Annotated in this window: 21 protein-coding genes, 1 pseudogene and 2 other annotated features; of the genes and pseudogenes, 10 read left to right on the top strand and 12 right to left on the bottom strand. The window is 68.7% G+C overall.

Annotated features, from left to right (window positions below; genetic code table 11):
• Positions 1-26 precede the first annotated feature (26 nt).
• Positions 27-254, top strand: a complete 228-nt coding sequence (locus tag EXE59_RS18605) for a homocysteine S-methyltransferase family protein (RefSeq protein ID WP_246056889.1) — start codon at positions 27-29, stop codon at positions 252-254.
• Between the two features lie 422 nt (positions 255-676).
• On the opposite strand, the gene EXE59_RS18600 is transcribed toward EXE59_RS18605, so the two are convergent.
• From EXE59_RS18600 to EXE59_RS18580, 4 genes are all read right to left on the bottom strand, one after another.
• Entirely contained in the window at positions 677-943 is a 267-nt protein-coding gene (locus EXE59_RS18600) for a hypothetical protein (RefSeq protein ID WP_210429067.1), read from the bottom strand.
• Positions 944-1,061: 118 nt separating this feature from the next.
• A protein-coding gene (locus EXE59_RS18595) for an IS3 family transposase (protein WP_135838094.1) occupies positions 1,062-2,302 on the bottom strand; the annotation gives its coding sequence in 2 pieces (ribosomal slippage) (positions 1,062-2,020 and positions 2,020-2,302; 1,242 coding nt in all).
• Positions 1,893-2,021, bottom strand: a sequence feature (AL1L pseudoknot). It overlaps the preceding gene by 129 nt.
• 212 nt (positions 2,303-2,514) lie before the next feature.
• Positions 2,515-2,643 (bottom strand) — a sequence feature (AL1L pseudoknot).
• Entirely contained in the window at positions 2,601-2,924 is a 324-nt protein-coding gene (locus tag EXE59_RS18590; protein ID WP_135840230.1) for a transposase, read from the bottom strand. Its footprint overlaps the feature before it by 43 nt.
• Before the next feature lie 340 nt (positions 2,925-3,264).
• Complete coding sequence (locus EXE59_RS18580) at positions 3,265-3,819, bottom strand: helix-turn-helix domain-containing protein (RefSeq protein ID WP_135840229.1); 555 nt, start codon at positions 3,817-3,819, stop codon at positions 3,265-3,267.
• 408 nt (positions 3,820-4,227) lie between these two features.
• On the opposite strand from EXE59_RS18580, the gene EXE59_RS18575 reads away from it, so the two are divergent.
• Positions 4,228-4,509: a hypothetical protein gene (locus EXE59_RS18575; RefSeq protein ID WP_135840228.1), complete on the top strand. Its 282-nt coding sequence runs from the start codon at positions 4,228-4,230 to the stop codon at positions 4,507-4,509.
• A 187-nt stretch (positions 4,510-4,696) separates the two neighbouring features.
• Here EXE59_RS18575 and EXE59_RS18570 read toward each other — a convergent pair whose 3' ends face one another.
• Positions 4,697-4,999 (bottom strand): MFS transporter, encoded by a 303-nt coding sequence (locus EXE59_RS18570; RefSeq protein WP_168218596.1) that lies wholly within the window; start codon positions 4,997-4,999, stop codon positions 4,697-4,699.
• Here EXE59_RS18570 and EXE59_RS18565 point away from each other — a divergent pair.
• On the top strand, positions 4,990-5,718 hold the full coding sequence (locus EXE59_RS18565; protein ID WP_168218595.1) for an ANTAR domain-containing protein: 729 nt from the start codon (positions 4,990-4,992) through the stop codon (positions 5,716-5,718). The two genes, EXE59_RS18570 and EXE59_RS18565, sit on opposite strands and share 10 nt — an antisense overlap.
• A 1,106-nt stretch (positions 5,719-6,824) precedes the next feature.
• Here the strand turns inward: EXE59_RS18565 and istB are convergent.
• Positions 6,825-7,634, bottom strand: a complete 810-nt coding sequence (gene istB, locus EXE59_RS18560) for an IS21-like element helper ATPase IstB (protein ID WP_135839305.1) — start codon at positions 7,632-7,634, stop codon at positions 6,825-6,827.
• Positions 7,634-8,909 (bottom strand): annotated as a pseudogene (gene istA, locus EXE59_RS18555) (IS21 family transposase). Before istA ends, istB begins: the two are co-directional and overlap by 1 nt.
• A 726-nt stretch (positions 8,910-9,635) precedes the next feature.
• Between istA and EXE59_RS18550 the strand changes: the two are divergent.
• The 5 genes from EXE59_RS18550 (at position 9,636) to EXE59_RS18530 (ending at position 17,217) form a co-directional block, all read left to right on the top strand.
• Positions 9,636-10,712, top strand: a complete 1,077-nt coding sequence (locus EXE59_RS18550) for a hypothetical protein (protein ID WP_135840225.1) — start codon at positions 9,636-9,638, stop codon at positions 10,710-10,712.
• 380 nt (positions 10,713-11,092) lie between these two features.
• The gene (locus EXE59_RS18545) at positions 11,093-12,589 is read left to right on the top strand and encodes a S8 family serine peptidase (RefSeq protein ID WP_135840224.1); all 1,497 of its coding nucleotides are present in this window, start codon (positions 11,093-11,095) and stop codon (positions 12,587-12,589) included.
• Positions 12,590-12,800: 211 nt separating this feature from the next.
• A complete protein-coding gene (locus EXE59_RS18540) occupies positions 12,801-13,583 on the top strand; it encodes an NYN domain-containing protein (protein ID WP_168218594.1) in 783 nt (260 codons plus the stop codon).
• Between the two features lie 517 nt (positions 13,584-14,100).
• Positions 14,101-15,024 (top strand): MEDS domain-containing protein, encoded by a 924-nt coding sequence (locus EXE59_RS18535; protein ID WP_135840222.1) that lies wholly within the window; start codon positions 14,101-14,103, stop codon positions 15,022-15,024.
• A gap of 375 nt (positions 15,025-15,399) precedes the next feature.
• Positions 15,400-17,217 carry a histidine kinase N-terminal 7TM domain-containing protein gene (locus tag EXE59_RS18530; RefSeq protein WP_135840221.1) on the top strand — a complete coding sequence of 606 codons (1,818 nt, stop codon included), beginning with the start codon at positions 15,400-15,402 and terminating at the stop codon, positions 17,215-17,217.
• Here EXE59_RS18530 and EXE59_RS18525 read toward each other — a convergent pair.
• Entirely contained in the window at positions 17,144-17,785 is a 642-nt protein-coding gene (locus tag EXE59_RS18525; RefSeq protein ID WP_135840220.1) for a TetR/AcrR family transcriptional regulator, read from the bottom strand. The genes EXE59_RS18530 and EXE59_RS18525 overlap by 74 nt on opposite strands.
• A gap of 72 nt (positions 17,786-17,857) precedes the next feature.
• Here EXE59_RS18525 and EXE59_RS18520 point away from each other — a divergent pair, with 72 nt between their 5' ends.
• Positions 17,858-18,184, top strand: coding sequence for a DMT family transporter (locus tag EXE59_RS18520; RefSeq protein ID WP_210429066.1), 327 nt, complete (start codon positions 17,858-17,860; stop codon positions 18,182-18,184).
• Positions 18,185-18,445: 261 nt separating this feature from the next.
• On the opposite strand, the gene EXE59_RS18515 is transcribed toward EXE59_RS18520, so the two are convergent.
• Genes EXE59_RS18515 through EXE59_RS23935 form a run of 3 tightly spaced genes read right to left on the bottom strand, consistent with a single transcriptional unit; the run spans position 18,446 to position 21,549 of the window.
• Positions 18,446-20,137: a metallophosphoesterase family protein gene (locus tag EXE59_RS18515; protein ID WP_135840219.1), complete on the bottom strand. Its 1,692-nt coding sequence runs from the start codon at positions 20,135-20,137 to the stop codon at positions 18,446-18,448.
• A 24-nt stretch (positions 20,138-20,161) separates the two neighbouring features.
• The gene (locus EXE59_RS18510) at positions 20,162-21,403 is read right to left on the bottom strand and encodes a DUF2254 domain-containing protein (protein ID WP_135840218.1); all 1,242 of its coding nucleotides are present in this window, start codon (positions 21,401-21,403) and stop codon (positions 20,162-20,164) included.
• Positions 21,400-21,549, bottom strand: coding sequence for a hypothetical protein (locus EXE59_RS23935; protein ID WP_168218593.1), 150 nt, complete (start codon positions 21,547-21,549; stop codon positions 21,400-21,402). Before EXE59_RS23935 ends, EXE59_RS18510 begins: the two co-directional genes overlap by 4 nt.
• A gap of 293 nt (positions 21,550-21,842) precedes the next feature.
• On the opposite strand from EXE59_RS23935, the gene EXE59_RS18505 reads away from it, so the two are divergent.
• Positions 21,843-23,327, top strand: coding sequence for a phospholipase D-like domain-containing protein (locus EXE59_RS18505; RefSeq protein WP_168218592.1), 1,485 nt, complete (start codon positions 21,843-21,845; stop codon positions 23,325-23,327).
• Here EXE59_RS18505 and EXE59_RS18500 read toward each other — a convergent pair.
• The gene (locus EXE59_RS18500; protein WP_246056888.1) at positions 23,275-24,477 is read right to left on the bottom strand and encodes a threonine/serine dehydratase; all 1,203 of its coding nucleotides are present in this window, start codon (positions 24,475-24,477) and stop codon (positions 23,275-23,277) included. The two genes, EXE59_RS18505 and EXE59_RS18500, sit on opposite strands and share 53 nt — an antisense overlap.
• Between the last annotated feature and the right edge of the window lie 104 nt (positions 24,478-24,581).

The following is a 24,581-nucleotide window of genomic DNA, read 5'->3' as shown; positions in this document are numbered from 1 at the left end:
CGGGCGTGAGGATGCAGACTGCATCGGTGCCGCGATTCGACGACGTGTTCAAGCGCAGCATGGTGATCCTCGACTGCGAGATGTCCAATGCTCTGGAGGACCGAGGTCACGACCTGTCCGATGACCTGTGGACCGCCCGGCTGCTCCGCGGCGGCGTCGCTGAGATCGCGGCCATGCACCGCGCGTACTTCGAGGCGGGCGCCGACGTCGCGACGGCGAGCTACCGGGCCAGAATGCCTCAAGGCCAGATGTGAGGTGGCGTTGCGATCGCAGTCGCCCCCCAGCCCGACGTGTGCAACACCTGCCGGCATGCCCAAGCGGATTGGGGTCACGCGGAACTGCGGGACCGCGCTGTGCTTCCGGGGCGCGTGTCGCTGAACCTAGCCGGAGGCTGCGGCATTGACGGCCACCGCACCCCAGCGCAAAGCGATGGACGTCTACTGGTCGAAAACCTCGTCAGATTCCGGCCAATGCGGACTCGTTCGCACAAAGTCCAGCAAGGCCTCGAGTCGGGGTCTTTGCAGGTCAGAGCCGGTGGGAGCAAGTAGGACCAAACGCGCTTCTCAGCCTGTTCAAGGTCAAGGGGTCGCAGGTTCAAATCCTGTCAGCCCGACTGTGTGATGTCGCAGGACATCGCGGACACCCGGACCTACGGAAACGTAGGTTCGGGTGTTCTTCATTTGGGGTTGCGTGGTTGGTAGTCCTTGCTGGTGTCGATGGTGAGCTCGCGGAGGAGTTCGCCGGTGATGGCGTTGACGATGCGGACGTCGAGGTCGTGGACGAGCAGGATGATGTGGGTTCGGGCGTGGGTTCGTCCGACGCCGATGTGGCGGAGTTTGTCGGCGATGCGCAGCGTGACGCTGCCGGACTTGTCGACGCGGTCGTGCCGGATTCGGTCGTGGGTGTCGGGTTCGCGGCTGGGGCCGGGTAGGGCCTTTGGCATGGTGTCGTAGAGCGCGGCCGGGGTGGCGCGGTGCGGCAGGGATCGGTGTGGTCGCTGCTGGTTGTATTCGCGCTGGAACTGAACCGCCCCGGAGTTTCCGGAGGCTGGGTTTGGTGGCTCAGCCGGTCGGCGTGAGCTGGTTTCTTGCAGCGTAGTGAAGTTCTTCGGCCTCGACCGGGGTCAGGTCGTCGATGGCCTCGTGCGGGCGCTCGTTGTTGAAGAAGTCGACCCAGTTGAGGGTCTCGAGCTCGACGTGCTCGACACCGCGCCAAGGTCCTTCGGGACGGATCAGCTCAGCCTTGTAGAGCCCGATCTGAGACTCGGCGAGCGCGTTATCGTAGGCATCGCCGACCGATCCGACAGAAGGGTCGACGCCCTCGTCAACGAGCCGTTCGGTGAACGCGAAACTGACGTACTGCGACCCGGCATCGGTGTGATGGACCAACCCCGACAGGTCGGTGATGCCGGCCTGCTGGCGAGTCCAGATCGCGTGCTCGAGAGTGTCGAGGACCAGGTCGGTCGTCATCCTCGTCGCTGCCCGCCAGCCCACGATGCGGCGGGAGAACACGTCGAAGATGAATGCGACGTAGACGGTGCCGGACCAGGTCGCGACGTAGGTGAAGTCAGCAACCCACAGCTGGTTCGGACGCGCAGCCCAGAACTGCCGGTCCACACGATCCAGGGGACGGTCGGCCGCGGGATCGGCGATGGTGGTGCGGACCTTCTTCAACCGTCGTGCGCCCTCCCAGCCCTGCTGGCGGTACAGCCGCTCGATCGTGCACCTGGCCACGTCGTGACCCTGCCGGCGTAGGTGGAGCCACATCTTGCGTGACCCGAACCGCGCCAGCAGCCGTTGCCGGCCCCTCTCGGCCGCGATCACCGCGACGATCTCGGCGTCACGCCGAGCACGTCGCGAGGGCCGTCTAACCCTGGCGTCGTAGTAGGTCGACGGGGCGATCTTGATCCCGTGCTCGGCGAGCACACGACAGATCGGCTCGATCCCGTAGTCGGCCCTGTGGGTGTCGATGAAGTCGATCAATACCTGTTGGGGCGGTCGAGCTCCGCCGCGAAGAAAGCCGAGGCGCTCTTCAAGATCTCGTTCGCCCGCCGCAGCTCGGCGTTCTCCCGCTTCAGCGCCTTGATCTCAGCCAGCTCCTCGCTGGTCTTCCCGGCCCGGACACCACCATCGATCTCGGCCTGCCTGACCCACTTGCGCACCGACTCGGTCGAGGTGATCCCGAGCTTCGCCGCGATCGACCTGATCGCAGCCGCCTCGTGCGGATAGTCCACACGCGACTCCAACACCATCCGCACCGCGCGCTCACGCAACTCGGGCGGGTACTTCGAGGGACGTGCCATGAGAGTGATCCTTCCAACGAATCAGCTCTCCGGACATCCCGGGGCGGTTCAACGTCGTGACCCTGCCGGCGTAGGTGGAGCCACATCTTGCGTGACCCGAACCGCGCCAGCAGCCGTTGCCGGCCCCTCTCGGCCGCGATCACCGCGACGATCTCGGCGTCACGCCGAGCACGTCGCGAGGGCCGTCTAACCCTGGCGTCGTAGTAGGTCGACGGGGCGATCTTGATCCCGTGCTCGGCGAGCACACGACAGATCGGCTCGATCCCGTAGTCGGCCCTGTGGGTGTCGATGAAGTCGATCAATACCTGTTGGGGCGGTCGAGCTCCGCCGCGAAGAAAGCCGAGGCGCTCTTCAAGATCTCGTTCGCCCGCCGCAGCTCGGCGTTCTCCCGCTTCAGCGCCTTGATCTCAGCCAGCTCCTCGCTGGTCTTCCCGGCCCGGACACCACCATCGATCTCGGCCTGCCTGACCCACTTGCGCACCGACTCGGTCGAGGTGATCCCGAGCTTCGCCGCGATCGACCTGATCGCAGCCGCCTCGTGCGGATAGTCCACACGCGACTCCAACACCATCCGCACCGCGCGCTCACGCAACTCGGGCGGGTACTTCGAGGGACGTGCCATGAGAGTGATCCTTCCAACGAATCAGCTCTCCGGACATCCCGGGGCGGTTCAAACCGGTCCAGCAGCGTCTGTAGTGCTGCGATGGTGGCGGGCTGGGTGGGCTGGGCGCGTAGCCAGTTCTTCATGGTCTGCTGGAAGCGTTCGACCTTCCCGCAGGTGGTGGGGTGGTTGGGCCGGCTGTTCTTCTGCACGACGTGCCAGTCGCGGAGTTGTTGCTCGAAGCCGTTGCGGCCGCCGCGGCGACCGATGCCGGCCAGGCGGACGGTGTAGACCATCCCGTTGTCGGTCAATGTCGAGGCGGGGATGCCGTGCTGACCTGCGGCTTCGCGGAAGGTGGCCTTCACGATCGGGGTGTGATCGCCCGGTGTGCGGAGATGTGCAGGGCGTAGCGGGTGCAGTCGTCGAGCCAGGTGATGATCTCCACGCCCTTGGGGAAGGTTGCTGTGTCGGTGAGGGGGTAGTGGGTGAAGTCGGACTGCCAGCACTCGTTCGGCATTGCTGCTTCGAACCGGATGTAGGACGACTTGGGTCGCTTCCGCGGCTCGGGGGTGACGGCGCCGTGGCGGGTCAGGATCCGGTGGATCGTGGCCCGCGCCAGCCTCACCTCGTGGTGCTGGAGCAGGTGCCAGCAGATCGTTTCCGCGCCAGCATCGTGGCCGGCTTCGAGGAGTTGCTTGCGCAGCGTGAGGACCGGGTCGACGGTCGCGGGCGGGGTTGCTCTCGGCGAGGTCTTCGGGGCCTTGGAGCGGGGTTCGAAGGCGGCTTCGCCCTCGTCTCGGTAGCGGGCGAGGAGCTCGTAGAGCCTCGAGCGGGACACGCCGTAGGTCGCGACGACCTCGGCGACGGGTCGCCCCTCCACGACAACGGCGGTGATGACCAAGCGTGCCTTTGACATGGCTGAGCATCAGCGCGGTGTCGCGGATGTCTTGAGACATCTGTCCGGGATGTCGTGAGACATGTGTCCGGGATGTCCTGAACCAGCACACTGTCGGTTCGTCATCTCGGCTCATCGGCATCCACGAGACCACCAGACGTGTCCAGGACGGACGCCTCGACTGCGGCCTCAGTCAGTGCATGTGCATGTGAGCGGCGTAGGCCTTGCCGCTGAGCATCCATGCGGCGGCCAGGACCGCGAAACCACGGCCGCGACGGTGATGGTCTGGGCGCCGCGACCGTACGCCTCGGCCACGCCTGATGCCGCCGCGAGGTTGCCCGCCGTGCCCGCGATAGCTGACATGACGGCCACTCCGACGGCTGCGCCGACTTCGTGTCCCGTCATCAGGAATCCCGATGCCATGCGGGCGTGCTCGGCGCGAACGCCGCTCATGGCAGTGCCGGCGACGGCAGCGAACACCAGGCCCGCACCGACCCCGATGAGGCACAGTCCGGGGAGCAGTCCGCCGACGTAGGAGGACGCGTCGTCGGCCCGGGAGAGGAGGACGCCACCGGTTGCGACGACGGCGAGGCCGAAGGCGGCAATGGTGCGGACCGGGAGGTGGGCACTGCCGTGAGCGGCGAGGTGGGTGCCGACGACGAGGGTCGCGGCGAGCGGAAGGAACGCGAGTCCGGACTCCAGGGGGAGTAGCCGAGGGCCGTCTGTCCGAGGATGGAGGTCAGGAACACCACTGCCATGAGGAGTCCGGTGATGGCGAGCATCACCGTGGTGCTCGACACCAGGCTCGAGATCCTCCAGGTGTGCGGGTGCACCAAGGGCTGCTGAGCGGTCTGGAGGGAGGCCCAGTCCTGGGACTCCACACGCGCCAGGGTGAACATCAAGGTGGCGAGTGATCCGACGCCGACCAGGCCCCGGGAACGTCGAACTGGGCCAGGCTGGCGGGTCCCTTGTGGTCCTTCGCGACGACTTGGAGGGTGGCGGCGATGACCAGAACGCCGATCGGCACGTTGATCCAGAAGATGGCCTCCCAGCTGGTCCACGTGGTGAGGACGCCGCCCAGCGCAACGCCGACGGCGATGCCGAGGCAGCCTATTGCTCCCCAGATCGCGGGCCCGCGGGCCTTCTGCTGGCAATGCGGCTCCCCTGTCGTCGTCGATGACGCGGCAGCGCGTGTCAGCACTCCATGGGAGTGACGGGTACGTTGTTGAGGGAAGGCGTACGCACACCCAGCAGCTGGCTGGTCAGCGTGTCGACGCCAGTCAGGCATCCGTGTTGCAACTACTGCCGGCCACCGCAGAGGCCATCGAGCAGCTGGCCGCCTTCGGTGACGAGACGACCAACGACAGGCTGCGCCGGGTGGCGAAGGCTGTCCTCGACATGGTCCCTGCCTCAGCGTTGAGCATCTGGTTCGTCGACGAGGACCTCACCCTCACCATGATCGACAAGGAGGGTGCAGTGAACCCGGGCACCGGCGAACCCACTCTCCACACGATGCGGTCGAGCCTCGCGCTGCACATCGCGGCAGAGACCCGGCTCACGGCGATCGTCACCGTCTACTCGCGGCACGCACAGGCGTTCACCGGCCGTGTCTCCTGGATCGAACACGCGGTTGGCGCCGTGCCAGACACCTCGGTGTTGAACGACGACCTTGGCTTCCGTTCCAGGCTCGACGCCGAGCTCGCACCTGCGCAGATCCGAACCAGGCAGACTGTTGACAGGGCCATCGGCTACCTCTTGGAGCAAGGACTCGACCTCGACGAGGCAGAACGATGGCTCACCCAGGACGCCCAGCTCGCAGCCTTGACCCCGTTCGAGATGGCGCGCCTGATACTCGACGAGGCCCGCGGCGCCGGACGGCCCCACGACAGCCCACCGGCCCGGCCGTCGCCGGTCAGGTAGTCCGAGGTTCGGGATCGGGACCGGCAGAATCCTGTCGTGTGCTGTCCCGGGACGTCCGACGGCACCGTTCCACGGTGTCCCGGACCGGTCTCGATGTCTGGACGAGCCGCTCAGGCCTGCCGGCTGGCGAGCGCGTGAACGACGCGCAGGCCACTGGGTAGGGGTGCTCCGCCGCCCGGCTCGGTGGCTCCGTGCTGCCATCCTTCGCGCGCCCCTCCAGTTCGTGCGCGTACGCGATCCAGCGGTCGATATCGCTGGCGAGAGTCGGGTCCCGCAATGATGGCCGGCGCGGAACCGGCGCCGCAGGCCAAGGCGCTGCTGGCAACGTTCCGACCGCGCGCAGGACCCAAGGGTCAGCACCCGGATGGTGTCCCTCACGGCTCGGGCCTGACGCACAAAACCGCCCAAGGATGCGTGACCCGTGGACGGTTCTGTCCAGGCGCCACACCCCCACGTGCCCGAGGTACCGCGACGCCTGCCTGCAGTGTGGCATGGGGTGTCGCACGTGACGCCCCTGATCCGCTGGAATCTCACGCCTTGGTGCCGTGTGGTCAGGTAGAGCAGCACGATGACGGGCTCGCCGGGGTCGAAGGCGACGGGATGGGGGACCTCGGCCATGACCTGGAACGCCATCCACCAGGTGGGTGAGCTGGTGCAGGAGGCCCGCGAAGAGCCCCAAGACCTGCAAGCGCGAAGCCCCATGGTGCGCGCCGCCACAACAACACCGCCGCCGCGGCGTACATCGGCACGAGCACAGCTGGGTCCAGTGCCATCCCGAGGCGGACCACCGCCTCGGCCTCCACGAGCTTGCTGCCCGTCGACACGCCACCCGTCACGGCGTTGTCCACGGCGAGGTAGGCCCACATGCCGCAGAGCGCAACCGCGAGCGCCGAGGATCCCGGCGATCGTGCGCACTCTGGTCGCAGGACTGACCGACGCGGCAAGACAACTCACGTCGAGGGATGCCAGCGTCAGGACCAGCGTGACGAGCCCTGGGGCACGGACGGCCGCATGCAGGAGGAACAGGTCGTTGAACCCGGTGCCAAGGTGTCAACGGCGGCTGAAAACTGACCCCCGCGCGGCAAGTGAAAACCGACCCCCTGGTTCTAGTTCTCTTCGTTGACGGCCGCGGGGACGCGGCCGAGCTCTCGGTTCTTCAGCCGGTAGGAGTCGCCCTTCAGGGCGATGACCTCGGCGTGGTGGACGAGCCGGTCGATCATCGCGGCAGCGACGGTGTCGTCGCCGAAGACCTCGCCCCAGCGGGCGAAGTTCTTGTTGCTGGTGACGATCAGGCTGGCGCGTTCGTAGCGCGATGAGACGAGCTGGAAGAACAGGTTGGCTGCCTCGGGCTCGAACGGGATGTAGCCGACCTCGTCGATGACCAGCACCGGATAGCGGACCAGTCGGCGGAGCTCGTCTTGCAGCCTGCCGGCGTGGTGGGCGTCGGCAAGCCGGTCGACCCACTGGGACGCGGTGGCGAACTGGACGCGGTGCCCGGCCTGACAGGCCCGGATCGCCAGCCCGGTGGCCAGGTGGGTCTTCCCGGTGCCGGGCGGGCCGAGGAGCACGACGTTCTCCTTGCCGGCGACGAAGTCCAGGGTGCCCAGGTGCGCGATGGTCTCCCGCTTCAGGCCACGGGCGTGGTCGTAGTCGAAGTCCTCCAACGACTTGCGTGCCGGGAACCGGGCGGCCCGGATCCGGCCCTCGCCACCGTGGGACTCGCGCGCTGACACCTCGCGCTGCAGGCACGCTGCCAGGAACTCCTCATGGGTCCAGGACTCCTCGCGGGCACGCTCAGCCAGCCGGGCGACCGATTCGCGCAGCGTGGGTGCCTTCAATGCTCGGGTCAGGAACTCCAACTCGCTGGTGACATCACGACCCGTCTTCGATGCCGTCTTCGTGGCACGGGTGGCCATCACGACACCTCCTCATCCACGAGCTCGTCGTCCGGTTCGTCGACCAGGCCGAGGACTCGGTCGTAGGTGGTCAGCGACCGGATCTCGACCTCCTCACCGGTCACAACGTCGGCGACCGGCCGCAGCAGGTCCGCTCGACCGTGACGCAGCTGCTTGGCCGCGACGGTGTGCTCGAAGTCGGTGATGGTCTGGTGCTGTGCCCACACCCGGACGTGGTCGGCGACGACCGCGCCCTCGCAGGTCACCCAGACCCGGTCGAGGTCGGCGTGGACCTCAATCCGCCGTCCGACCACAGCCGGGTGGACCGAGTAGTCGTTCGAGTCGACGCGGACGTAGTGGTCGCGCGGCAGCCGCACGCTCTTGCGCCAGCCGACCTCGGGCGCGACCGGCGGCAACGGCATCATCGCGGCCTTGTCCGCTGCGATCCGGTCCGCCGGCGAGCAGCCCAGCACCCGCATCCGACGTGTGTTGGCCCTGGCCACCCACTTGCCCAGCTGGGTGTTGAAGTCCTCGGGTGAGGTGAATGTCCGCCCGGGCAGGAAGGACCGCTCGAGGTAGTCGTGGAACCGTTCCAGCATCCCCTTTGCCTCAGGGTCAGCCGGCTTGCAGATGTACACGCTGGCACCGAGCACGCCGCGAAATGCCTGACACTCGGCAGTCAGCTCGGGTCGTCGGGCGCGCCAACGCCCGACCGCGCCCTCGCCGTCCCACACCAGCGTGCGCGGCACCGCGCCGAGCTGTTGGATCAGATGCCACCAACCCGCGAAGAGGTCCTCAGACTCTCGACGAGGGATCAGCACCGCACCCGTCCACCGGGAGTAGCCCGAGCACATCGTCATCACCGGCAGCCGTTTCGCCGTCCTGGTCTGGCCGTAGCCGACCGGGAGCTCGATGTCGGGGAACCAGAAGTCGAACTGCGCCAGCTCGCCTGCCTCATAGGTCGTGCGCGACGCCGGGTCCGGTGGCAGGTACACCGGCCGCAGCTCGCTCACCCGGGTACGCAGGGTCCGGATCGGAGTGCTCCCAGCCGATCCGCTCAGCGACAACCGTGGCCGGCATCGTCGGCGTGACCCGCAACAACTCGCGGATCCGCGGCTCCACCTCGTCGACCAACGACCCTCGCGCGGGCCGCTCGTAGCGCGGCGGACCCTCATCACGCAGCGCCTTGCGCACCGTGTTCTTCGAGATCCCCATCGACCTGGCGATCACCTTGATCGGCACTCCCTCCGCACGGTGCAACCGGCGGATCTCAGCCCAGTCCTCCACTGACAACACTCCGTATCCCCCTGCCTCGAGGTTCAAGGACAGGGTCTCGGAGGGGGTCAGTTCTCAGTTGCCGTCCGGGGGTCAGTTTTCACGTGCCGTCGACACAAGGAAACGCAGGCGACGAACGGGCGTGGGGACTGTGCGGAGCTTGCGTCGGGTCGGAGACATGGGTGGGACACAGGCCCCTCACCCGCCCATCACGTGGGGCGAAGGACCCCAAGACCCCTGACCCTCGTCCATCGTCCCTCGTCGCGCTCGCCCGACGCGTGAGCACCACATCGGGGACATCCGCATGGGACTTGATGCGCCTCAGCGAGTGCGTCTGTCCGGGGCCTCCGAACGTCGAGCCGCCGAGTCCATCCGGGGCGGATTGCGGTGAGGGCTGACGTTCCGCCGTTCGCAGTCGCGTCAGGTCGTCATGCCGTCCGAGAAGTTGATGACCTTCGAGACGCTCGGAGGGGCCTTTGGTCCTTCCCTGCGGTGAGGAAGAAGGGGTTCGCTGGAGCTGGAGGTGCACACATGACGTCGCGAGTCCCACCCACCACGTGCGTCGGCGCGCCGCAGCCCCACACCGTCCAGGTTCATCTCGAGGAACTGGGCCAGCACTCCTGGGTCGCGTCCCTCTTGAACACCCTGACCGGCAGCTACGGCAGCGCCCAGTACCGCTTCGTCGCCACCGCTCCCGGCGCTCATGACGCTCAGGAGCACGTCGCCGTCGGGGCCGGCTTCCCCGCCGTGCGCCTCCAGGACCTCGACGACCGCGCCGAGCCGAACGGCTGGATCGACACCGCCGTCGAACGCCTCCAGGAGCTGGACGCGGATCTGATCAAGGCGGGCTGGACTCGCGACGAGCGGACCGGAGCCCACTGGTGGTCGCTGACCTACCGAAGGCCCGAACCACCAGGACACCCGCAACGATCGACGATGATGAGGAAGGCGACAATGACGACCCACGGATCCAGGTCGGTTCTCGTCTGGACGACGGCCATCTCCGCCCTGGTGACGGTGGCGAGCGTGCTTGGCCTCATGGATGAGGGCGTGTATGCCAAGGAGACGGAGAACTGGGCGAGCCAGGCGCGAGGCCAGGACATCGGCAATCTGTTCGCCGTGGTTACGCTGTGGATCAGCGGCTACCGCCATCACAACGGGTCCCACCGAGCTGGGCTGGTGTGGCTCGGCACGCTCCTCTACCTCGTCTACGCCTACACCGTCTACTCGATGGCGGTCCACTTCAACCAGCTGTTCCTGGTCTATGTCGCGGCGCTCGGGTTGAGCGCCTATGCGGTCATGCTGACAGTGCCGGGACTGCGCGCCGACAACGAGGAGTTCCCCCAGCCCACAGCACGCGCTTTCGCGGGATACACCTCCATCGCGATCGGGGTCATGTTCGGAGCGCTCTGGCTGAGCGAGCTCATCCCGGCAACGCTCTCCGGTGATGTGCCCCAGAGCGTCGAGGATGCCGGTCTGTGGGTCAATCCCATTCACGTCATCGACCTTGCCGTGCTGCTGCCGGCCTTCACCCTTGCCGGGTACCTGACGCTGAGACGGCAGCCGACGGGCGCGTTCTTCGTAGCACCACTCCTGACGTTCTCCGTGCTGATGGGCGCCAGCATCGTCGCGGCCATGGTCGTGATGGCCGTCGGAGGGTTCGACAACACGCTTCCACCACTCGTGATGGTGTCGCTCGTCGTGCTTCTCAGCGTGCTCGCGGCGTGGCGATACCTCGCGGGTTCCTACGCCTCCTCAGCCACCCGGCAAGGCGAGTCAGCCCTCGAAGGCGAGGACACCCTCCAGGAGCACCCCGCGACCTGAGCACGCAACCCGTTCTACGACTCACCGGGGGACCGGGCCGCGTACGTCACGCGGCGGCGTGAGCCCCGGATGGGCTGGAGCCTGCGGTCCTTCTCGTCTCCGTGGCGTGGTGGGGCCCGGCCTACGCGGTGGAGCTGTCGGTCGAGGACGACGAGGTGCCGAGCTGGTACGGGCGACGGTGCCACATCGTGAAGGTCGCCGGTACAGCGGCGCCTCCGCGGGACTTCGATGTCGACTTCCACTGCCGCGGCCGGCCGGACACGCGCCGCGCCGGCCACGGCGGATTCGTCGTGGCACACCCCACGCCGATCGCGGCTGCCCGATAACCCGCGCCGCGGCGAATCGTTGGAACGTCAACGACTCACTGGAGGTGCACCACGATGCTCCGACCGACCCGCCGGCTGACGACCCTCGCCACGGCGCTCGCGACGAGCGCAGCCGTGCTCGTACCGCTGTCCGCCGGGGCGACCCTCGAGACGACGGCGATCTCCGCGTCGTCGCTGCCGACGGACGAGGCCGGGCTCGCCAAGGCGATCGTGGCCTTCGAGGGCGGCGTGGTCCCCGCCGGAACCCTCGCCTCGCTGCGGACCCTCGGCGTCGAACGCGCCATCGAGCTCCCCAGCATCGGAGCCGTGGCGGTGACGGTCGACCCGGCTGCAACCGCCGGGCTCGACACCCTGCCCGGCGTCGTCGCCGTCGAGCCGCAGCGCCGGCTGGTGTCGCACCTGTACGCCTCGAAGCAGCAAATCAACGCGACCGGCGTCGACCAGCCGACGTCCTACACCACCCGCGTCAACGGCAAGCGCGTCACTGGCACCCGACCCGGCGTGACCGGCGGGGGCGTGACGGTGGCCGTCCTCGACTCCGGCATCTTCGCCGCCCACCCCGACTTCGGTGACCGGGTGGTCAAGGGACTCAACTTCTCCTACGCCGAGGCAGCGCAGCAGGCGGGCTTCTCCGCCGCTCAGTGGGATGCGTACGCCGAGTCGACCGGCGCCTTGGCACTGCAGGACGAGATCGGCCACGGCACCCACGTCGCGAGCACCGTCGCCGGCGACGGCAGTCTGTCCGAGTCGCAGGGCGGACCCGACCTGGCCGGCGTGGCGCCGGGCACGTCCCTGATCTCGATGCGGGTGGCCACCCCGGGCTTCGGCATCGCCGACGACCTCGACTGGGAGGAGGCCGCGCTGGCGGCGTTCGACTGGACCATCCGGCACCGCGAGGAGTACGGCATCGACATCACCCAGAACTCCTGGGGGCTGCTGCCGACCGAGCCCAACTGCCTCGGCCTCGACTGCGGCGAACCGACCGACTTCGATGCGATGTCCGAGATGATCGCGTCGGTCGTCGACAGTGGTGTGCACGTGGTCTTCTCGGCCGGCAACGCCGGCCCCGAGCCGGGCACGATCGGTGGCTACCACGATCCGGCCAACGGAGCCGTCCTCGTCGGCGCGGCCTGCAAGTCCGTCGACTCCTCAGGGTGTGTGTCGGGCCAGCAGATCACCGACTTCTCCAGCCGGGGCGCGGCCGACGGCACCGGCCCGCAGGTCGACGTGGTGGCGCCCGGCGACACGATCATGGCCGCCCTGTCCCCGTCGGTGCTGGCCCCCCTCACCGAGTGCGCGGAGATCCAGCAGGCGGGCTACTTCTGCATCTCCGGCACCTCGATGTCCTCCCCCCACGTCGCCGGCGTCCTGGCGCTCATGCTCGAGGCGAGTCCCGCGGCGACGCCCGCGCAGGCCAAGCAGTGCCTGCTCTCCACGGCGGTCGACATGATGACCCCCGGGTTCGACATCCACTCCGGTGAGGGGATGGTCGACACCCAGTCCGCGCTCACCTGCATCCACGCGCTGACCGTGACGAAGAAGGGGCGCTGAACGAGCCCGATGAGGGTGACGAGACCCGGCCCAGGCGGGCTCCGCCTGTACGAGTGTTCCCGACAGCGCGTTCATCAAGCGAACTCGAACAATGTCTCAAGATTCACCGAATCGTCCTCCGGAGCCCCGTCCACCGGACAATGGTGGGCCATGAGAACAGCGGGCGTCCGTGGGGGATGCACGTATGTATTCGTGGGGACAGGGGCGAACCATGATCGCAGCCGAGCGCGAGCCAGAATTCGACAACGAGGACGAGCTGACCGTCCTCGTCAGGCGCTGGATCGCCAGGCCGCCCCCGGACAACATGGACCGGACCCGCAACGCGGCGGCCACGAGCACTCCTGGGGTGCGGCGACCCACCTCGCTTCCTACTCGTCGCTCGCAACTGCTCGAGCCGTGCGGTCACTCGGAGCTCGCGCGTCTCGGGAGACACGCCAGCGGGGCGGCCGAGACGCCGGTCCGGTCCACCGAGGATCCTCCTGAGGTCCCGCAGCTGCTCGCGTCGCCGCCGGAGCCGACGCAGCGGCTCGCCCTGCTGGTCGAAGCCCGGGCGACCCCGCCGGAGACTGCCGACGGCCTGATCGACGTCCTGGCCGGCATGGGATCGGTCACGGTGCGCCGCGGTTATGCCGACTGGACCCAGCCCGACATGGGGGCGTGGCTCGGTCTGCTGCGCCGGCACGGCATCCAGCCCGTGCATCACTTCTGCGAGGAGGGTGCCGAGCTGGACAGCGAACAGGCGCTGGTGTCGATGTCCGTGGATGCGGTCGACCTCGCGCGCAGCTCTGCAGTCGACACGGTGGTGATCGTGGGCAACCCTGGCTCGATGGTCCCGTTGGTCACCCGGCTGCAGGGCTCCGGTGTCCGCGTCGTCGCCGTTGGCCCTGAGTCCACGCCGTACGGCGTGCGGGCGAGAAGTGACGACTTCATCGACTTCGCGAGGCTGGCCGTTCGGCCGGCGGAGAGCACGCGCGCGGGCAGGCACCGCGCCTGAGCGATCGAAAGGTTGGTCGTGAGGCCCGCATCACCGAACAGCTTCGGGTGGGCCTCCCAGCTCACCGATGCCGAAAGGTAGGTCTTGCGAATGCCGGATGTGATCAGTTCAGTGAACGGACCCAGCGCGGGTCGACACCTCACTCTCGAGCACCTGGCGAGTTGCGGCACGTGCCGTAGGCGAACGCTGCACCAAAGATCCGTGACGCTCGATGGGATCGGCGACGTGGTCAGCGACGAGTCGATCTGCGTCCCTTGCGTGAATCGCGCCGCCGGACCCGTCTCGCCCAGCCCGGTGTCGCTGATGATGCAGGCACGTGCCTCCAAGCCCAAGTCCCAGCGTTCTGGCCTGCGTCGCACATCACCGTAGACGGGGCCCCAGTGCACTTTCCTCTGAGGCACGTCGATGGCGCCCCCATGGTCTTCCCAGGAGTGCTTGAAGAGTGCACAATCGAGGGACAACACATGGTGTACCGGGACCTCGGAGCTCGGCGGCGGCGGCGGAGGGGTCGTGCCTGATGGCCGAGAGGGAGCACGTGGTCGCGGCCTACGACGAGCCCGGCGCGCTGGTCGCGTATGTCGCCAGCTTCGTCGCGGAGTCGCTCGCGAACGGCATCCCGGTCGTCACGATCAGTCGTCCCGCGCACCGATGTGCCGTCGATGACGTTCTGGCGGGCCTTGGGACCGACCCGGTCGACGCGAACCGGAACGGCACCCTGGTCGCTCTCGATGCCGACCAGACGATGAGCATGTTCATGGTCGAGGGGCGTCCGGACCCCGCCCGCTTCGCGGCAGTCGTCGCATCCTTGGTGCCGACCGACGGCGGTCCTGTCAGCGCTTTCGGCGAGATGGTGAGCCTGCTCTGGGAGCGCGGCGAGGTGGCGGCTGCCCTCGAGCTCGAGTCCTTGTGGAACACGGCCATCGTGGCGCACCCCATCAGGTTGCTGTGCGCCTACCCCGGAGAGCTGCTGTCAGCCTCCAGCCTGAGCGACGTGGCCCGGGTGTGCGATCTGCACGACCACGTCAGTCTTGTCGGGTCCCACCCGGGCGCCGGTGAGGTCCCGCGTTGTTCTGACGCGGCCCTCTCCAGCATCCACCTCCCCGTCCCGGCGGCGGTCTCGTCCGTGCGCCACTTCGTCCGCGACGCCCTGACTGCCTGGGACCTTCACGCCCTGGTCGGTGACGTCACACTGGTCACCTCCGAGCTCGCGACCAATGCCGTCACGCACGGCGGCTCGCCCTTCCGGACGTCGCTCGTTCGAGCCGACGGTGTCGTGCGCGTCGCCGTCGAGGACAGATCACGAGCCTGGCCCGAGCGGCACCACGCACGTCCGGGCGACCAGGACGGCCGGGGCATGGCCATCGTCGCGACGCTGTCGCAGCGGTCCGGATGCGAGTCCACCCCCGGCGGCAAGATCGCGTGGGCCGAGCTGAACATCTGACCCGGCATGGCACGGCTGGCCTTGAACCTGCGACAAAGGCGGGGCCGCGCGGTCTAGTCGACACCCTCGCAGTGGTGCGCGATCGTGGCCAAGGTCGTAGCGTGGTGTCAGATCCCACGGAGGAGTGTGCGGCGGCCTGAGGGTCGTGGGTGGGGGCGCTGACCTGATGGCCCGCTGCGCACGGGGTCCCCCCAAGCCGTGGTCGCCATGGCTCGATGCACCGGACGGCCGCGGCAACGCTTCAAGCGCTGAGGTAGCCGACGAGAGCATTCGGGCATTCGGGCATTCGGGGGACGGGGTGGCAGCGTGGCGGTTAGCGTGATTGCTCGGCCGGCTGCGTGTGCGTGAGGCCTGACGGGTGGAAGGACTCTCGGAGTGTTGACGCTCTTCGCCGTCCTCATGGTCGTGGCGGGAGTAGTGCTGGCCGGTCTGGCGGCGTACGTCGCGTGGCGTCGAGAGTCCCGGATGGGCTGGAGCCTGGCGGTCCTTCTGGTCGCTGTGGCGTGGTGGGGCCTGGCCTATGCGGTGGAGCTCTCGGTCGACGACGTCGCGGTCAAGAGCCGCTGGGGGGACCTGAAGTACGTCGGGATCCTCGCCCTGGCACCGGCCTGGCTGGTCTTCGTGCTGCAGTACACCGGCCGCGGAAGTCGCGTGACGCGGCGTCTGCTGGCAGTCCTGGCGGTGGAGCCGATCCTCGCGCTCACGCTCCTCGCGGTCCCCGCGACCCACGACCTCGTGCGCTTCTACCCGCCATCGGCGGCAACCGAGGACCTCCCGATCGTGCAGGTCGGCCCGGCATTCTGGGCGATACTCGTGTACAACAACCTCCTTCTCGTCGGCGCGACCACCATGTTCGTGATCAGCATGGTGCGACTGGCCCGCCACTACCGTCGCCTGGCCGGAGTCCTCTTGGCCGTGGCGCTGCTGCCGTGGGCGGCGAACCTGCTGCACAACTTCGCGGTCGGTTGGTTCGCCCGGATCGACCTCACTCCCTTCGCCTTCACCGTCACCGGCGGGGTGCTGGTGTGGGGCCTGTTCCACGAACGGCTGGTCGACCTGGCTCCGCTGGCCCGCAGCGCCGTGCTCGACAGCATGGCCGACGGGGTCTTCGTGCTGGAGCCGTTCGGGCGGATCGTCGACGTGAACCCTGCTGGAGCCGCCCTGACCCGCGCCAGCCGCGCGGGGTTGCTGGGTCGCCGACTCGAGGACGTGTTCCCCGGCACGGACGTCACCGGGGACGGCCGGGCGGAGCTCACCCTGAACGACACGCCTCACGACCGTCGAACATTCGACGTCTCCCACCGCCACCTCAGCGACGCAACGGGTCGGCCAGCAGGCGACCTCGTCGTACTGCACGAGATCACTCAGCGCGTCCGCGACCGGGATCGCCTCCAGCGTGTGCTCGCCGAGAAGTCACGGACGGCTGCCGCCCTCTCAGCCAGCATGATCCCGCCCGTGCTGCCTGCGGTCGCCGGCATCGAGCTGGCAAGCACGTACGAACCGGCGGGCGACGGAAGCGAGGTCGGCGGCGACTTCCTCGACGTCTTCGGCCTCGACCCACAGACCTGGGCCTTCATGCTGGGCGACGTCAGCGGCAAGGGCGCCGAAGCGGCAGCCGTGAGCGCCGCCGCGCGGTACACACTGCGCGCCCTCGCCGACCCTGATCGCGGCCCCGCTGAGATCGTCGCCGATGTCAACGCCAAGCTGCTCGCCCAGACCGATGTCGAGCGGCACTGCACGCTCATCTTCGGTTACCTGCGACCCGACGATCGTGGGACGTCGGTGAGCCTCACCTTGGCCGGTCACCACCCACCCCTGGTACTGCGGGCCACCGGCGAGGTGGACGAGGTCGGACGCCTCGGCACCGCGCTGGCACTGTTCGACGACTGTGAGCTGTACGACACCACGCTCGAGCTGGCACCGGGAGAGGTGCTGTGCGCCTTCACCGACGGCCTCATCGAAGCACGCCGGAAGAGCAACATGTTCGGCTCCCGCCGCGTTGCCGAGCTGCTCCGCCGGCACGGCGACCTGCCGGTCGACGAGCTCGCCGCCTTGATCTGTGAGGCTGTCCGGACCTTCCACGGTGACCAGCTCCAGGACGACGTAGCCCTGCTCCTGATCAGGGCCAGCACGACGCCGGACCCGGAGGCTGTGCGGCCTGACGACCGACCGGGCTCTCGGCCAGCAGGCTGACCGCCGTGGCGAGGTCAGCGACGGCTGTATCCACGTCGTGGGTGCCGTTGCTGTCGCCGAGCGGCAGGTCCAGTCGCAGCCCCACGAAAGCGGCGTCGATCAGGGTTGAGATCCGACGGGCCGCCGGTGCGTCGAGACCCGATCTCGTGAGGTGGTCGACGACGGTCGAACGCCACTCGTTGTTCGTCTCACGGACGATGCTGGCATAGGGCTCCTGGCCGAACAGGCGCAGGGCCGCTGCCTCCACGTACAGCCGGTGGCATCCGTCGACGGCGGGGTGCGAGACCGCAGCCCACAGGTCACGAACAGCCGCCTTGGGGCCCTCGGAGGGAGGAAGGTGTGAGAGGTACTCGGTTGCCCTGGCATTGGAGGTCCGCAGGACTTCGGCCACGAGGGAGTCCTTGCTGCCGAACCGGTAGATGAGCATCCGGTCGCTGGTGCCGAGTGCGGCGGCCAGCGGCCTGAGGGTCAGGCCGATCAGGCCGCGCTCCAGCACGTAGTCAGTGGCGGCGTCGGCCCACTCCCGGCGTGAGCCGCGCCCGTCGGTCTCTACCTGGTCGGGCGACACGGCCGCGACTGTAGCAGTTGCTACACTTCTGGCTGTAGCAACTGCTACAACGCGAGAAGGGTACGACGCGACATGTGGGGTGCACTGGGGTTGCTGGCGCTGGCCATCGGAGCCGAGGTGGCCGCAACCGCGAGCCTTCCCCGCACCGAAGGCTTCCGCAGTCCTGGTTGGAGCCTTCTCGTGGTCGCGGGCTACGCCACGTCGATCTGGCTGTTGTCACTCGTCGTGCGCGACATCCCCGTGTCGACGGCCTACGCCGTGTGGGCGGGTGCCGGTACGGCGCTGGTGGCCGTCGTGGGCGTGGTGTGGCTGGGCGAGAACTGGAACTGGGTCACGGTGACCTCCCTGGCGATGATCATCATCGGGGTCGTGGCCCTCAACATGGGCGGCGCCCACTGAGGGCGACGCAGTCCTGGTGGGGGAGCAGCGTCAGGCGGGCGACCCACAGCTGACCCCAGCTTTGCCGCCGTGCATGAGGTGTCACTCGAGCTTGCAGGCGTGCCGCCTCGGAGCACTGACGATGGACAAGGGTCGCAGCACCGAATCCTGTCAGCCCGACGAGGTGAACCAGCTCTGACCCGCACCAACGCTGGGTCGGAGCCGGTTCGCCGTTCCGGACGCACGTTGCGGCGCCGGTGCCCGGCATGAGGAGAGCGCCTCTCACCGGCCGACGAGGGGCAGGCCGAGGTCGGTCCGCCCCGACACCGTCACCGTGCCGCTCGGCCCCGCGGTCAGCTCCACGTAGCCCGTCTGGAGGCCCGTCGCCACGTCGACGTACTGCAGCTGGACGCTGAGGTCCTTCAGCGGCGTCGAGAACGGCGTCGAGAAGCGGTTGAACGTCGGGTTCTCCTCCACGCCGCCAGCGGTGCCCAACTGGTTCACGACCGTCCACGTGACGTCGTCGGTGTCGGTGTTCCACAGGACCACCGGCGAGGACGAGTCGTGCAGGTGTCCGATGTTGACGATCCCGGGCGGGACATCGGGGACTCCGTCCTCTCGTGGTGTCGTCGAGGTGGTGGTGTCGACGTCGTCGACCAGGTCGAGGGCGTCGACACCGAGGTAGCCGTCAACCGATCCGGGCTGGTGCAGGAGCACCACCATCGCAGGCACCTCACCGTCAAGGTCGGGGTCGACCACCATTCGCACGGCGGCGCCGATCTCAGCCTGTGTGGTGCCCGAATCGTTGACGACCGTTCCACCGAAGAGGGTCTTGAAGGTCGGGTCGTTGCCGGCCACCACACGCAGCCCGTCGACCTCGACTGGGTCCAGGTGGGGGTTGACGATGCCCTCGTCGTCGAGCTGGGCCAGGGTCGTGGCCGTGTCGTGGTCCCCCTTGACGACGATGAGCGGGGTGCCGGGCAGGGTGCCAGCCTCCGCATGCACGTACGAGGCCTCCGCCACCGTCCCGTTGGACGTCACGTCGCCCGAGATCGTCCGGACCGCGATGGCGTCGTCCCCGAGCCGCTCGCGCAGCACGGCATAGATGGCCTCGCGCACCCGCTGACCCACGAAGCTCCCTTGCGTGTCCGCCTCGGCGAGGACGATCTGCTCCCCCGGTCGAGGGTCCAGCGTCAGGACCGGGTCGGCGAGCTCGGCCGCCAGGCTGGTCGAGACGGCAGCTGCGTAGGCGTCGCTGCGTTCGCGGATGCGCCGGGTGTTCTTCTCCACGAAGGGTCGCACCTGGGCGGCTATCTCGAGGGACTGCGAGCTGCTCAAGGACACGCCAGGCACCCCCGGCAGAGGGAGGGCGTCCTCGACGGGAGCGTTGCCGTCCCACTGGTGGAACAGCCAAACGGCCGTGACGACCGACGATGCTGTGGCGGCAGCGCCCACCACCAGGCAAATTCCGGCACGGCGACGCCACGACGCCCCGGGGAAGGGTGGCCGACCACGAAGGACGAGGGTGAGGAGGACGCCGCCCACGAGGGCGACCACGAGCTCCAGGCGCCAGAAGGTGATGAGTGCGCGGCTCCGCAGCTCCTCGCCGTACGCCCGGGCCACCGCTGACGGGTCGTCGATGAACGCAGTGCTGGTCTTGAGGAACCCCGGGCTGGCGTAGGCGGCGAGCGAGTCGCCATCCGCCTGCGGAGGTCCGGTGATCCTCAGCAGGGCGCCGAAGCCGCCGGCACCGGTGCGGTCCCAGTAGAGGCGGCCGAACACGCCGGTGTCCAGGGTCGAGGTGCCGTTGTGGGTCACGGAGACCTCGACGGGCACCACCCCGAGGTGGTCCGCGAAGCTGACCGACTCGACGGCTCGCTCGGCCACCAACGGGCTGCACACGACCCCCGCCGCCATGGCGCTCACCGCGAAGGTGGCGAGCACCCGGCCGACATCGGATGTCCGGGGGGTCACGTTCCGAGCCTAGGTCCTGCCCGTTCAGCGCAGTCCAGTGTCGGTCGGTTCGGGCGACTGCTTCCTCCAGAGCGCGCGCGAGGGATCCCCGAAGGACTGCAGCGCCCGCGCCACGGCCGGCCGGTGTGCGGGCAGGGCCGCCTCGGAGAGGTCGCGCAGGAGGACTCCGAGGCGGTGCTGGACGCGATCGACGTCCGAGCCCCAGTGGGCGATCTCGTCCACAGCCAGGGCGAGGTAGTCCGAGAAACCCGGCCCCGGCACGTGCACGGCCAGCCGGCCGGCTCCGGTGATGCGCTGCCTGGGCGGCAGCGGGCGGGTGGCCAACCGGCGCAGCAGGTCGTGGAGCTGGTCGATGACCTGCACGGCCGTGGTGGGATCGTTGACCCCCGGCGACAAGGCGCGCTCGGCGATGTCGATGAGCTGTCGGAGCCCGAAGCCGACGTCTTCGTCCAGGGCGCGCTCCTTGCCGAGGTGCACGTGCGCTCGAAGCGCTTCTTCGTCCGGCACGACGTCGCCGTGGACCTCCACCAGTGGCGCACCCTCGGGGACGAACTCCCCGATGGCACGCAGGAGGCAGATCGTCACCCCGTGCTCCTCGGCCAGTTCCAGCAGCGCCCGGTCGTCGACCCGCTGGACCACGCCCGGCGCTTCCGCGTCCACACGGTGCCCGCCGGACTCGGGCGGTTGCAGGAGAGACCGCTCGGCCGCGTCGGGCGGGTGGCGCTGGTCGAGCACCTCGCGCGTCTCCTCGGCAATCCTGGTGACGATCGTGGCCGCGCGGATGGACTGCGCGATGTGGTCGATGTAGACCAGGAACACCACGACGCTCGCCAGCACGAACCCGAAGGCCGCGGTCACCGCGAGCTGGGGAACGAAGGTGTCGGTCTGTGCGGTGCCGCGGACGGCCCGGAGCACGACCAGTGCGTAGACGAAGGTAGCGACGAAGACACCGAGCGCTACCTGGTTGACCCAGTCACGGAGGAAGGTGCGCAACACCCGGGGCGAGAACTGGCTGCTGGTGAGCTGGAGCACCACGATCGTGATCGAGAACACCAAAGCGGTGAAGGAGATCATCGACGTGATGATCGCGGCGAGCAGTGCGCGAGCGCCCTCGGGCCCGCCGGCAAACAGCAAGGGCAGCGAGAGCGAGGTGTCGAACCAGTCGTCGAGCGCGGTGAGCGCCAGTGCGAGGCCGACAGCCGCCCCCGCGAACAGCAGGGGCACCACCCAGAACTTGTCGCGCAGACGTCTCGAGATCCGGGTCATCGGACGGCGTCCGAGGACGGTGCTTCCTGGCGGAAGCCGGAGAGCGTGTGCGTGCCGGACCCCCGCAGGACAGCGAGCAAGGCGGCATGGGCGCACGTTCCCACCAGCAGCACGCGGACCAGGCCGAACCAACCGTCGACGAACATGAGCATCCTCCTGGAGTGGTGTCGGGCTCCCGCACTCGAGTGCACCGGGGCACCACCTTGTCACCTGTCTGTGCCTCGAGCCGTGAACGGATCGTTCTGCTTTGGTGCGTCCAGGACACCGACTTCGCCCGGATCCACAACTTTCTGGGTCCGGGAGTCGTCTTTGGGGGGACAGGACCGGACCCGCGTGCGCCGCGGGCCGGTCGCCGTGCCCTGTCCGCGCTGGGAAACCGGTGGGACGGGACCGCAACACCACGTCGTCACCGACGGTGGCGGCAGGGAAGGCTGTATCTGTGTCGAGGCTGTTCGTCCTGCTCATCGCCCTGTGCCTCGCTCTGGGCACCCACGCCGCTGAGGTGCCCGCGGCGACGGCGGTCGTTCCTGCGACGTCCGGGGGAGTGGTGGCCGCCGGGCAGGTCGGCGCCGCATCGACGAGCGCGAGGATCACGGCGCTCGATCGCAAACGGTGGAAGGCGCCGCAGGGACCGTTCTTCAACGACCCGCGCCGCAAGAAGGGCTGGTTCCGCATCGAGCGGAAGGTCATCGACACGATCAAGCACACGCGCAGGGGGTCGAGGATCCGGATCGCCGTGTACTCGTTCGACCGGATGCCCGTGGCCAAGGCGCTCATCGCCGCGCACCGGCGAGGCGTCAAGGTGCAGATGATCCTCAACGATCACCAGTACACGAAGGCGATGCGGGCGGTCCGCCGGGAGATCGGCGCCAAGCGCGGTCGTTCGAGCTTCATCTACCGCTGCAAGGCCGGGTGCCGGAGCACGCAGAACCAGTACAACAACATGCACACGAAGTTCTACTCGTTCTCGCAGGCTGGGCGGTCCAGGGACGTCCTGGCCGTCGGGTCGGCCAACCTGATGCTCAACGCCGACATCCACCAGTGGAACGACCTCTACTTCACCTCCGGCGACCACGAGCTGTTCCGCCAGTTCGTCCGCCTGTTCAACGACATGCGCAAGGACCACGACACCCGGCAGCCGCCGCTGTCCTTCTGCGGCACGCCCGCCAACGGCGTCGCGTGCGACGACTCCGTGGACAAGCACACGGTCTGGGCGTGGCCCAAGCCGTCCGGTCCGAAGAACGACCTCGTGCTGGACCTGCTGGGCAAGGTCCAGTGCCTGACCCCCGACGGCTCCGGTGGCCAGGAGCGCAGCCGCATCGTGGTGTCGATGCACACCATGCGCGGGAACCGTGGCGACTACCTCGCCTCGGCGATCCGGCAGAAGTGGATCGAGGGGTGTCGTGTGCGCGTCCTGTACGGCCTGATCGGCTACCACACCAAGCGCATCGTCGGCGCCCCGACGGCGCGCGGTCGGATCCCGCTGCGCTCGACCGGGCTGGACTTCAACCCCGACGACGACTACGACCTCAACAAGGACGGCAAGGACGACCTGATCCTGACCTACTACAGCCACCAGAAGTACGTCGCGATCCAGGGCACCTACAACGGCAAGCCCGACACCCAGATGGTGGTCACCGGGTCAGCCAACTGGGCGAGCCTCAGCCCTGGCAACGATGAGCTCTGGATGACGATCCGCGGCAAGAAGCTCACCCGCAAGTACGTCCGCAACTTCAACTACCAGTGGAGGAGGAAGCGGAACTCGCGCAACGCCTACACCACGACGTACGTCAACTTCCGCGTCGCCCGCACGGTCGTCGACGAGGACGGCGAGGAGCGCACCGTGTGGCGCACGGTCAGGCGCCCGGTCGTCACCGTCGAGCCCGACCGCTACCGCCCGGGGCCGACCTGGGAGAACGACTGAGTCCGGTCCAGACCACTCGAGAATTCTCGCGACAGCCCGTAACAGGTCGACGTCGGACGACGCTGAGGAAGTGAGCGGCCGCGTTCCGCTGGGCCCAGCACCGCCCACCCCGTACCTCGACCTCCCGCCGGGGTACGGATCCCCCCAGTGGCGGTGGGACGGCCCGAAAACGCGCGCAACAGCGGCGCGGCCCCTCGGGTCGCGCCGCTGCTGTGTCGGCTACGCGAGCGTGGCGGGGTCGGTGTTGGCGCCACAGACCACGACAGCCACGCGCTCGCCCTCGGCCGGGACGTAGGCGCCCGAGAGCAGAGCGGCCATCGCGGTCGCCGCTCCGTGCTCGGACGCGATCCGGTGCTCGGCCCACAGGTGGGCGCGCGGCGACGATCTCGTCCTCGCCCACCAGGACCGGGACGGGCGGCTCCGCCAGCGCCGAGGCGAGGGCGAGGTCGCCGATCCGGCGGGCGCCGAGCGAGTCCGCGGCCACCCCGGACACCTCCACGTCGACCGGATGCCCTGCCTCCAGCGCGACGTGCAGCGTCGGGATGAGCTCGGGCTCGACGGCCACCACCTTCGCCCGCCCCCTCACAGCAGCGGCCACCCCGGCGTAGAGGCCGCCGCCCCCGACCGCGACGACGATCGTGTCGGTGCGGGGCTCGTCGTCGAGCACCTCCAGGGCCAGCGTGCCGGCTCCGGCCGCCACCTCGGGCTGGTCGTAGGCATGGGCGAACGTGGCACCCCGCTCGTGCGCGAACGCGACCGCGGCCTCCTGGGCCTCGGCGTACTCCGTCCCGACCCGCCGCACCTCGGCGCCGTACTGCCGGATGCGCGCGACCTTGACCTCCGGCGCGGTCTCGGGCACGAACACGGTGGCTCGTACGCCCAGCTCGCGGGCCACGAACGCCTGGGCGAGCCCGGCGTTGCCACCCGAGGCCACCACGACGCCGGCCGCACCCAGCTCGTCTCGCTCGCGTGCCGCGAGCTGCCGGTTGAACGCACCGCGGGTCTTGAACACACCGCAGTGCTGGAGGTGCTCGCACTTGAGCCACAGCCGGTCGCGCCCGGAGGGCGCGGGCGCCAGCAGGGGAGTGCGGCGCACGTGACCCGTGATCCGCTCGCGGGCAGCCAGGACGTCGTCACGAGTGAGGAGCACCGTGCCAGTATCCGCGACGCCACGAGCGCATTCCTTCACTCCCGGGTGACCGGGGTCCGGCCGTCGTGCCGAGCTCAGCGCGGATCGCACGACGGCCAGACCAC

This window comes from Nocardioides eburneiflavus, assembly GCF_004785795.1.
GTDB classification, from domain to species: Bacteria; Actinomycetota; Actinomycetes; order Propionibacteriales; family Nocardioidaceae; genus Nocardioides; species Nocardioides eburneiflavus.
Note: the sequence above shows the minus strand (reverse complement) of the source record. Positions and strands in the feature narration are given on the sequence as shown.

What these genes read in the sequence shown, in the direction of transcription:
- EXE59_RS18600 (WP_210429067.1), bottom strand. Translation starts at nt 943, where the DNA reads ATGCCAAAGGCCCTACCCGGCCCCAGCCGCGAACCCGACACCCACGAC.
- EXE59_RS18590 (WP_135840230.1), bottom strand. Translation starts at nt 2,924, where the DNA reads ATGGCACGTCCCTCGAAGTACCCGCCCGAGTTGCGTGAGCGCGCGGTG.
- EXE59_RS18580 (WP_135840229.1), bottom strand. Translation starts at nt 3,819, where the DNA reads ATGTCAAAGGCACGCTTGGTCATCACCGCCGTTGTCGTGGAGGGGCGA.
- istB (WP_135839305.1), bottom strand. Translation starts at nt 7,634, where the DNA reads ATGGCCACCCGTGCCACGAAGACGGCATCGAAGACGGGTCGTGATGTC.
- EXE59_RS18545 (WP_135840224.1), top strand. Translation starts at nt 11,093, where the DNA reads ATGCTCCGACCGACCCGCCGGCTGACGACCCTCGCCACGGCGCTCGCG.
- EXE59_RS18540 (WP_168218594.1), top strand. Translation starts at nt 12,801, where the DNA reads ATGATCGCAGCCGAGCGCGAGCCAGAATTCGACAACGAGGACGAGCTG.
- EXE59_RS18535 (WP_135840222.1), top strand. Translation starts at nt 14,101, where the DNA reads ATGGCCGAGAGGGAGCACGTGGTCGCGGCCTACGACGAGCCCGGCGCG.
- EXE59_RS18520 (WP_210429066.1), top strand. Translation starts at nt 17,858, where the DNA reads ATGTGGGGTGCACTGGGGTTGCTGGCGCTGGCCATCGGAGCCGAGGTG.
- EXE59_RS18510 (WP_135840218.1), bottom strand. Translation starts at nt 21,403, where the DNA reads ATGACCCGGATCTCGAGACGTCTGCGCGACAAGTTCTGGGTGGTGCCC.
- EXE59_RS23935 (WP_168218593.1), bottom strand. Translation starts at nt 21,549, where the DNA reads ATGTTCGTCGACGGTTGGTTCGGCCTGGTCCGCGTGCTGCTGGTGGGA.